This is a genomic window from Halanaerobium sp. (assembly GCF_003070835.1).
Map to the genome: position 1 here is coordinate 1 of NZ_QBLR01000136.1, position 8,849 is coordinate 8,849.

Sequence of the window (8,849 nt, forward strand, 5' to 3'; positions counted from 1 at the left end):
AATATAGACACAAAACAAGGTGGGTGGTAAAATAATGCAGAGTTTTTGTGAATTTTTATACAATAAATACAGCTTTTCTCCTCAAACTCAGCTTAAAATTAAAGAAAAAACAGAAACTGAAGGAATTAAAGCTTTAATTGATTATCTCAGAGAAGAAAAATTGCTTACTGAAGATGAACTGCTGCAGGCAGTAGCAGCATATTTTGAAATTGATTTATTTAGGCATTCCAAAATTAAAGCAGTAAAAAATTCAAAACTGCAGCTCGATATCTCTCAGGTAGAAAAGTATAGTCTGATTCTGTTGTCAGAAGCTGAGGGAGAGTATTTATTTGGGACTTTATATCCACCGGATTTATTTTTAGAGGAAAATTTGAAATTTAAATTCAAAGATAATATCAAATTTTATCTGATGTCTGAAGCTGAATTTAAAGAGACGAAGAATTTAATTTACAGCAACTATTTTCAGCTGGATCAGCAGGAACTGCTGAGTGAACTTGGAGATTTTAAAAAAATTGACAGCAGAGACATAGACAGCTTAAAAAATATAGTAGAAGATGCACCGGTGGTTAAGCTTTTAAACAAAATCTTAACTGAGGCAATTTCTTTAAATGCCAGTGATATTCACCTGGAAAAAAAGAAAAATTATTTTAAAGTCAGGTACAGAATTGATGGTATTTTAAAAAGTTATTATAATTTGCCGGCAGAAATAGCTGCAGCTGTAATTTCCCGGATTAAAATTATTTCGGCAATGGACATTACAGTCCGCCATCTGCCTCAGGATGGCAAGATGGAATTTGAATTTCAAAACTCAAATTATGATATTCGAACTTCGGTAATTCCAACTATTTACGGGGAAAAAGCTGTTTTAAGGCTTTTATTAAGAAACAACCGACTCTTAAAAGTTGAGGAATTAAATTTTAGCAGTTATAACTTAAATAGATTTGAAAAAATTTTCAACTATAATTCGGGTATAATTCTACTCTCAGGTCCTACTGGAAGCGGGAAAACTACAACCTTATTTTCAATTTTAAACAGGCTAGCAGCAGAAAAAAATAACATTATAACTGTTGAAAATCCGGTTGAATACAGGCTGGAACTATTAAATCAGATAGAGATAAATGAGGCTCAGGGGCTCAGCTTTCCAGTGGTTTTAAGGTCTATTTTAAGACAGGATCCGGATATTATAATGATTGGAGAAATTAGAGATAAAGAAACTGCAGAAATAGCTGTTAGAGCGGCAGTAACCGGACATCTTGTTTTAAGCACCATTCATACTATCGACAGTATATCTGCCGTCAGTAGACTACTTGACATGGGAATTGCTCCTTATTTAATCAGCAGTACCCTCAATGCAGTTGTAGCTCAGAGATTGCTGCGGAAATTATGTCCTCACTGTCGGAAAAAAAGAAACCTGAAAGCGGAAGAGAAAAATCTGATCAGTGAACAAAAATCTAAATTTCTTTACCAGGCAGCAGGCTGTGAGAAATGTAATGATGGTTATCAGGGGAGAACAACAGCGGCAGAGGTTTTATTAATCAACCCAAAACTGAGGCAGCTGATCAACCAGCAGGCAGAATATGGGCTGCTCAAAAGAGAAGCAGAGGCTTCAGGGATGATAAGTCTGGCAGACGCTGCTTTTGAGAAATTAAAAAAGGGAATTACATCCTGGGAAGAAATTCTAAGGGTAATTGAACTGCAGTCCTGATGGGGGGAGATTTCAATTAATTTTAAGAAAAAATTTGACCTAAAGTTTTTTGCGGCTCAGCTGCGAGTTATGCTGGAGTCAGGTCTTAATTTAAACAGGGCCTTAATGATCATCTCCAGACAGACAAATAATAACCAGCAGGTAGAAATTTATAATGAGCTGCTGAAAAATATTGAATCCGGCCTGAGCCTGGCAGAAGCAATGGAAGAAGATGAAGTTTTTACAGATCTTTTTAAAGCAGTTGTTAAAGCAGGAGAGAAAAGTGGTAGTCTGGTTGAGGTTTTAAAAAGTCTGGAAAATTACTACAGCAGCAGAGAGAAATTAAAAAAAGATATAAAAAAGGCTGCTTTTTATCCCCTGACAGTGATCACCGCAGTATTTATAGCAGCAGCCTTTATTTTTAAATTTATTCTGCCCGTATTTATTGATTTATTTGCTGAATTCAGTGGTGATCTGCCGCTGATTACTGTACTTTTTCTTAAACTGAGTCAGCTATTTAATAATTATTTTATTTTAATCTTAATTTTCATAATATTGTTAACAATAGCTTTTATATATTTTTTTAGAAGTCAGGAAAGAAGAGATTTAAAAAGTAGTTTTCTGCTTCAAATCCCACTTATATCTATTATTTATCGGGACTTAATTTTAACCCAGATAGCTACTTATTTAGCTCTACTTTTAAAAAGTGGTTTAAAATTAATTTCTGCTCTTGAACTTTTAAAAAATATAATCAGTGATTATCAGTATCAAAAATTCATTGAGCAGACAACTTTAAATATTTCAAAGGGAGCCTCTTTAACAGATTGTTTTGGAGATAGTAAATATATTCCCGATGTATTCTACTATCTTTTAATGACTGGAGAAGAGACAGCCCAGCTGGAAAACATGTTGGAAAGAGCAGGTGATTATTATTACCAAAAATTAAGTGAAGAAATTGCCAGAATGCTGCAGTATTTAGAGCCTTTATTAATAACATTAACTGCAATTTTTGTTGCTTTACTTGCTGCAGCAGTAATGATGCCGATGTTTCAGATCTATTTAATCATCTAATTAGACTGATTTTAATTGTGAGCCAGAAATAGTTTCACTTAATGGAAACCTATGAGAGAAAGGAATTTATTAATGAAAAATATTTTTAAAGAGATAAATCCGGCCAAAAAAGAAGAGGGATTTACCCTGATCGAGTTGCTAATTGTGATTGTGGTGCTGGGAATTTTAATGACAATGGCGGTGCCAGCTTTAAGTGGAGTAAAAAACAAGGCAGATACAGCAGTTGCCAAAGCAGATCTGCATAATATTATGCACAGCCTCGAGATGTATTATCTTGATCATGGAGAATATCCGGGGCAGAGTACAAAGACTGATCTAAGTGCAGTCAGCAGTGATTTAAGTGAATTAAGTATTAAAAACCCAGCCTCAGATTACAGCTATCAGAGTGATACTGACACAGGTGCTGAAAAATATTTAATAATTTATCAGGCTGCTTCAGATGAATTCTACTACATTTCAACTGCAGAATCTTCCTTAAGTGGTCCTGATTCCACCGAGCCGACATTATAGTTAAATGAAAGCTGAACAGGGTTTTACTTTAATTGAAGTTCTACTGGTAATTACAGTAATGGGGATTTTATTTTCAGTCAGCTATCAGCCTCAGTTTAAAAATGGTTTTAAGATTGAGCAGGAAATAGAAAGCCTGGCAGCTGATTTGCGCTGGGCCAGAAATAAAGCGATTCTTGACAATCAGACCTATATTTTTAGGATTTACACGATCAAAGAAAGTGCTGATAAAAATAAAATCCCCTATTATCTCTATGTTAAAGAAGATGGCAGGAAGATAATTAAGAAAAAAGGATATTATTCTGCCGGTTTAATCCTTTATAAAACTTTAAGCCTTAAAGTTGTAGAAGGAGATTACTATGAGTGGATCAGGTTTAATAATACTGCAACAGCAAGAGGAGGAACAGTTGCCCTGGCTGAGGCAAAAATCGGGGCTCAAAAATATTCGATTACAGTAAATCAATTAGGGAGGGTTAGAATTGAAAAATAATGCCGGTTTTTCACTACTGGAAGTCATAATCACAATTTCACTGGCCGGAGCTGTACTGGCAGTGATGAGCAGAACAATTAAAACAGGTCTGGAAGTCCATACTTTTCTGGCAGATAAAAATGCAGCGGTAAACTGGACAGAATCAGTTTTAGAGGCCTATAAAAATAGAGAACTATTGACTGAAGGAGTTGAAGATAGCAGCAGTGAATTTATCAGGAATTTAGAAGTTTTAGAAAAAGAATCTCTACCCAGAGATTATGAGATGACAAGAGTGGAGGTGATTCCATTTGAAAAAGACGGGGTAAAATATGACGGCCTATATAAATTAAAGGTTGAAGTTGATTTTAAATGTAGAAATAAGGAGCATCAAAATGAAGTTCTCAGCCTACTGCAGAAATAAAATTAAGGGTGCTGAAGGTTTCACTCTACTTGAAATACTGCTGGTAATTACAATTTCTTCTCTGCTGGCAGCAGTTTTTATGCAGCTGATTACAAAACTTTATCAGAACAACAGGTTTTTTAATCTGCATAATTCATGGCAGCTGGACGGCTATTTAGTGCTTGATTTTATAGCTTTTCAGATAAAAAATGCCAGCATAGTTGAGCTGATCAGCAGTCAGGAAATTGATATTTTCAGTTATTATGATGGAGAATACCAGTGGCTTAAATTTAATGTTTATCAGAGTGGGGGCAGCAGCTCACTGGGAAGAGCAATTGGAAGTAGTGATCCTGATTTTAAAGATTTCGGTAGAAATCTGGCCCTGCTGGATCGGATTGAGTCTTTGAATTTTGAAATGGATGCTTCAGGTTTATTAAAAATAACTCTCTATCTAGAAGAAGATGGCGAGAGATTAACAATTAGCAGGTTAATTGATATTTAGTTTTGAAATCTTAATAAAGCAGGTATAGATGATGAATTTATCAGGAAATAGAGGTTTTGTCTTATTTATAAGCTTAATATTAATTACTCTGATCGGGCTATTTATTCCACTTCTGATTCAGCAGCAGAAAATCAATTACAGAATTCTACAGAATCGAATTACTGCCTCTCAAAATATTGAAGCTGTTGAGGCAGGTCTGCAGTATCAGCTTTATTTTTTAAAAGAAGAGGGGCTGCTGCTTGCTGAGAGCCTGGAATTAAACAGTCAGTTAAAAGTAGAGCTTTTAGGAGAGGAGGATGATAACTTTATTTACTTAACTGCCAGCGTAGCAGGTAGTATTCCCTATAATGCTGAACTGAAACTGGAAAAAGAAACTCTAAAAATTATTGAGAAAAAAATATATAGGAGTGAGTGATGATGTTTAATAATTATTATTCTGTAACAATTCCAGCTGAAGATGGTCTTAGAAATCTGGTTGCCAGAGCCAAAGACAATAAGATAAATTTTGTAGATGGAATTAAAGAGCTTTCTTCGATTGGTAAAATTAAAAAGTTCAATTTTAACTGTCAGTATGTTGTTCTATTACCAGCAGCCTCTTTATTTTATCATTCTGTTGCCCTGGAGGAAAAGAACCCTTACAGGATCAGTGAAGACAGTATCTTAAGTAAATTCGCTGAAGTTAAAAGCAATTTTGAAGAGGAGTATTATTATGATTACTTAGAAATTGTTTCTGAGCAGACTCAGGAGCGGAAAATTAAATTTTTTGCAGCCAATAAAACAATGCTGGATCCTCTAACAGCAGATATGGATAAATATAAAAATAATTATCTGGTATCTGCCCTACCGGTGGCTGTATTTTCAGTAATCAATAAAATTGTTTCGGCAGCAGATTATCTTCTTTATTATAAGATAAATGGAAGTTATACCCTGCTGACAGCTGTAGATAAAAAACTTGATTTGCTCCAGTCTTCAATTAAGGAGACAGAGCTGCAGCAGGAAATTAATAAGACCAGGAAATATTATTTAAACAATAAAAATCTAGAGCTGGAAATTCTGGAAGGTAAAAGTGAGCTGCTTAATTTAAGTGATCTAATAGAGCTGGAAGCTGATGACTTTGTCTTTTTAACCTCTCTGCTCTGGAGCATCAGCAGATGCCAGTGATCTTTAAGGAGAAAAAGTATGATCGGCTATTTATTATAATGAAGGAGTTATTAATTATAGTTTTACTGCTGCTTCTTTCGCTGCTTATTATAAATTATTTTCTTGATAAGCATAATCAGGGCTATCAGGCGGAACTGATTCAGCTGCAGCAGGAAGAATTGAAATATTTATCCTTAATTAAAAAGAACGAAGAAAATCAGTTAGCCGAGAATTCTGCAGCTGAAAAATACAATTTATTAATAACTCTAACCGGCTGCAGTAAAGAAATTAAATTAAATTCTCTTCACTTGAAAAACGAAAAACTTACTCTCACGGCAGAGAGTAAAGAGCAGGGTCTGATCTTAAAATTTGTTGATTCCTTAAAAGCTGATCACACTTTTACAAATGTAAATTTGCTCAGATTGACCCAGCAGAATGGATATAATTTTCAGCTGGAAACTATTATCAGGTAGTGATGGAGGTAAAGGATGAAAAGAAAAAAGCTTGTGATTATTTCGGCAGTTTTCCTGCTCTGTTTGCTCTTATTTATGCAGTTTGGGAAAAGTAGAGAGCAGCTTGCAGTAAGGAGAAGTCTGGAGAGTGAAATTGAAGCCCGGCAGAAACAGATTCTTATATTAGAGAACAAATATACTTCAGCAGAGAGCTCAGAAAAGACTCCAGTTAGAGAGCAAAAATATAATTTAAAAGACTCTACTGCTCAGATACTGGCAGAAATCAAGCTCTATGACCTGGAACTTATTGATTTCAGCAGTGGAGAAAATGAGCTTAATTTAAATCTGCAGGGAGAATTTAAATCAATCCTCAGCTTTATCTATTATTTAGAGACTAAATTAAAGTTTCTGGAGATTGCTGAGTTCAAAATCAAGGATGACAGTAGAAATCTTTTTTTCTTTATAAAATTAAAAAATGAGCTGATATAGATGAAAAGAATATTGAAAAACAAAAAAATCATTTTACTTCTAACTGTTCTATTACTATTAGTAATATTTTCTGCCTACATTAAGACTTCCGAAGTTAAACTGACTGAGATTTATCAAAAGCCTGAAGAGACTGAAGCTGAATTTTTTTTAAAAGGAGAAAAAGCTTCAGAAAAAAATGAAAAAATAGTAAGAAAAGAAGAAACCGTGGAGGACAGCAGAGAAGCCAAAGTTGCAGTTAGTAAAATAGCACTAATTAGTGAAATTAAAGACCCATTTAAAGCAGATTCAGATTCCAGCAGTGGTCAAAAAGCGGCAGCAGAGAAAGAGCAGAGAAAAAATATTTATCCCGCTGAGTTAATAGATTTAGAAAAAAATGTTATTGCCAGTGATTTAATTAAAAATACTGCTCGGGATAATAAGCTGCAACAGGAGAATCCAAAAGAATCCGAATTAAAGCCTGAACAGAACAGTGTAAATCAAGTGGCTGCTGAAAACAAATTAAATATAGCTCAACTGCAGCTTCCCTTTAAACTGCTGGGAATTATCAGGCAGAATAATAATTCTGCGGTTCTTTTTCGCTATCAGGGGCAGGCTGTTGTAAAAAGTGAAAATGATAAGATTGGCCAGTTTACGATTAAAGAGATTCAAAATAAAGAGATAATTATTGGTTATCAGCAGGCAGAAAGAGTTATTAAGCTCTGGGAGGATGGAAAAAATGAAAACTAAAGTATTAAAACTGCTTCAGATATCAATTTTGCTAATTACACTTCTGCTGTTCTCTGCTTTTGTTAGAGCAGAAACTGCAGCTGAAACTGAATTAATTTCAATTAACTTAAGAGATGTAGAACTGGAAACTGCCTTAATCATGCTGGCAAATACAGCTGAAAAAAATTTGATCTGTGACAGCTCTGTTAAAGGTAAAATTACAGTCATTTTTAATGATATTCCTTTTGAAAATGCTTTGAACTTAATTACTGACAGTTTTAATCTTGACTACAGCAACCAGAACGAAATTATTTATGTCAGTACCAGAGAAAAGATGGCTGCAGAAAATAAAAAAGTTATCAGTAAAAAGTATAAATTTCAAAATTTAAGTTCTGAGCTGGCGGCTGAAATTTTAAAAAAGAATTTTGAAGAAATCAAAGTTATTGATTTAAATAGCGAGGGACTGCTTGTTAACTGCCCGGAAGAGGATTTAAATGAGCTGGAAAAGATAATCAGTCAGATAGATCAGCCGCAAAAACAAATTATGATTAAAGCTCGAATTGAAGAAATAAGCAGAACAAAGATTAAAGAGCTGGGCATCAATCCCAATCAGCTATCTGAATTAAAGATCATTAAAGATGACGCCGGAAACATAGAAAAATTAAAGCCGGGCTGGCCGGAAACACTTAAGGCACTCAATGAAAAAGGACTGTCCAACATCCTGGCCAATCCCAGTCTAATGACACTCGACAGAAAGAAAGCAAAACTGGTGATTGGTGATCAGATTCCAGTCAAGCTGGAAAGAGTTGAGTCTGATAAAACAGTTTCCACCATCAGTTATATTGAAGCCGGTATTGTACTAGAATTTCTGCCAAAGATTATCAATGAAAACCAGGTGCTTTTAGAAATAAAGCCTTCTGTAAATAGTATCGGTCAGATTTTGGCTGATGGGCTGCCGGCAGTAAATTCGCGCAGTGCTGAAACTACAGTAATTTTAGAAAATGGAGAAACCCTGGCAATTGGTGGCTTAATCAAAAAAGATGAGTTAAAAACAATCAGAGAAGTTCCAATTCTTGCTGATCTGCCGCTGCTGGGAGCTTTATTTTCGGCCTCAGAAAACACAGATATAGAAACAGAACTAATAATTTTTATTACTCCCGAAATCATAAAAACAGAAAACAAATTGAGACAGGCAGAGAAAGATGAGGCAGTTTCTAATCAAAATGTTAAAAAAATCAGCAGTCAAAAAGAGGAGATTAAAGGGGAAAAGGAGAATAAAACATATAGAGAGTTTAAAACACTGACTGCAGAAGAATTAGAAGAAATTTTAAATAATTAAAAGGATATTTGTATTTTTTAGATTTATCTTTTTATCAATTTTAGTCAGCAATCTTTGTAACCGCTCACCACATTCTCATTGAAAAAAGCAA

General features: G+C 34.5%; 12 protein-coding genes. All 12 read left to right on the forward strand.

Features of this window, described 5'->3' with window-relative positions; translation table 11 throughout:
• Positions 1 to 34 precede the first annotated feature (34 nt).
• The 12 genes from CI949_RS12905 (at position 35) to CI949_RS12960 (ending at position 8,758) form a co-directional block, all read left to right on the forward strand.
• A complete protein-coding gene (locus CI949_RS12905) occupies positions 35 to 1,705 on the forward strand; it encodes a GspE/PulE family protein (protein ID WP_290767124.1) in 1,671 nt (556 codons plus the stop codon).
• A 60-nt stretch (positions 1,706 to 1,765) separates the two neighbouring features.
• A complete protein-coding gene (locus CI949_RS12910) occupies positions 1,766 to 2,755 on the forward strand; it encodes a type II secretion system F family protein (RefSeq protein ID WP_290767133.1) in 990 nt (329 codons plus the stop codon).
• Between the two features lie 72 nt (positions 2,756 to 2,827).
• Positions 2,828 to 3,265, forward strand: coding sequence for a type IV pilin protein (locus CI949_RS12915; RefSeq protein ID WP_133530009.1), 438 nt, complete (start codon positions 2,828 to 2,830; stop codon positions 3,263 to 3,265).
• A 4-nt stretch (positions 3,266 to 3,269) separates the two neighbouring features.
• Entirely contained in the window at positions 3,270 to 3,752 is a 483-nt protein-coding gene (locus CI949_RS12920; RefSeq protein WP_133530010.1) for a Tfp pilus assembly protein FimT/FimU, read from the forward strand.
• Positions 3,742 to 4,152, forward strand: coding sequence for a prepilin-type N-terminal cleavage/methylation domain-containing protein (locus CI949_RS12925; protein WP_133530011.1), 411 nt, complete (start codon positions 3,742 to 3,744; stop codon positions 4,150 to 4,152). Before CI949_RS12920 ends, CI949_RS12925 begins: the two co-directional genes overlap by 11 nt.
• On the forward strand, positions 4,124 to 4,633 hold the full coding sequence (locus CI949_RS12930; RefSeq protein WP_133530012.1) for a type II secretion system protein: 510 nt from the start codon (positions 4,124 to 4,126) through the stop codon (positions 4,631 to 4,633). Before CI949_RS12925 ends, CI949_RS12930 begins: the two co-directional genes overlap by 29 nt.
• Before the next feature lie 28 nt (positions 4,634 to 4,661).
• A complete protein-coding gene (locus CI949_RS12935) occupies positions 4,662 to 5,048 on the forward strand; it encodes a hypothetical protein (RefSeq protein ID WP_243733928.1) in 387 nt (128 codons plus the stop codon).
• A 2-nt stretch (positions 5,049 to 5,050) separates the two neighbouring features.
• On the forward strand, positions 5,051 to 5,794 hold the full coding sequence (locus tag CI949_RS12940; RefSeq protein ID WP_290767130.1) for a hypothetical protein: 744 nt from the start codon (positions 5,051 to 5,053) through the stop codon (positions 5,792 to 5,794).
• Complete coding sequence (locus tag CI949_RS12945) at positions 5,785 to 6,246, forward strand: PilN domain-containing protein (protein ID WP_133530014.1); 462 nt, start codon at positions 5,785 to 5,787, stop codon at positions 6,244 to 6,246. Before CI949_RS12940 ends, CI949_RS12945 begins: the two co-directional genes overlap by 10 nt.
• Positions 6,247 to 6,261: 15 nt before the next feature.
• Positions 6,262 to 6,714 carry a hypothetical protein gene (locus CI949_RS12950; RefSeq protein WP_133530015.1) on the forward strand — a complete coding sequence of 151 codons (453 nt, stop codon included), beginning with the start codon at positions 6,262 to 6,264 and terminating at the stop codon, positions 6,712 to 6,714.
• Positions 6,715 to 7,440 carry a hypothetical protein gene (locus CI949_RS12955; protein WP_133530016.1) on the forward strand — a complete coding sequence of 242 codons (726 nt, stop codon included), beginning with the start codon at positions 6,715 to 6,717 and terminating at the stop codon, positions 7,438 to 7,440.
• A complete protein-coding gene (locus tag CI949_RS12960) occupies positions 7,430 to 8,758 on the forward strand; it encodes a type II and III secretion system protein (protein ID WP_133530017.1) in 1,329 nt (442 codons plus the stop codon). Before CI949_RS12955 ends, CI949_RS12960 begins: the two co-directional genes overlap by 11 nt.
• Positions 8,759 to 8,849: the final 91 nt, after the last annotated feature.

Bases quoted from the DNA above. Each gene is read 5' to 3' on its own strand.
- CI949_RS12960 (WP_133530017.1), top strand. From the start codon at position 7,430: ATGAAAACTAAAGTATTAAAACTGCTTCAGATATCAATTTTGCTAATT.
- CI949_RS12905 (WP_290767124.1), top strand. From the start codon at position 35: ATGCAGAGTTTTTGTGAATTTTTATACAATAAATACAGCTTTTCTCCT.
- CI949_RS12940 (WP_290767130.1), top strand. From the start codon at position 5,051: ATGTTTAATAATTATTATTCTGTAACAATTCCAGCTGAAGATGGTCTT.
- CI949_RS12915 (WP_133530009.1), top strand. From the start codon at position 2,828: ATGAAAAATATTTTTAAAGAGATAAATCCGGCCAAAAAAGAAGAGGGA.
- CI949_RS12950 (WP_133530015.1), top strand. From the start codon at position 6,262: ATGAAAAGAAAAAAGCTTGTGATTATTTCGGCAGTTTTCCTGCTCTGT.
- CI949_RS12935 (WP_243733928.1), top strand. From the start codon at position 4,662: ATGATGAATTTATCAGGAAATAGAGGTTTTGTCTTATTTATAAGCTTA.
- CI949_RS12920 (WP_133530010.1), top strand. From the start codon at position 3,270: ATGAAAGCTGAACAGGGTTTTACTTTAATTGAAGTTCTACTGGTAATT.
- CI949_RS12945 (WP_133530014.1), top strand. From the start codon at position 5,785: ATGCCAGTGATCTTTAAGGAGAAAAAGTATGATCGGCTATTTATTATA.
- CI949_RS12930 (WP_133530012.1), top strand. From the start codon at position 4,124: ATGAAGTTCTCAGCCTACTGCAGAAATAAAATTAAGGGTGCTGAAGGT.
- CI949_RS12955 (WP_133530016.1), top strand. From the start codon at position 6,715: ATGAAAAGAATATTGAAAAACAAAAAAATCATTTTACTTCTAACTGTT.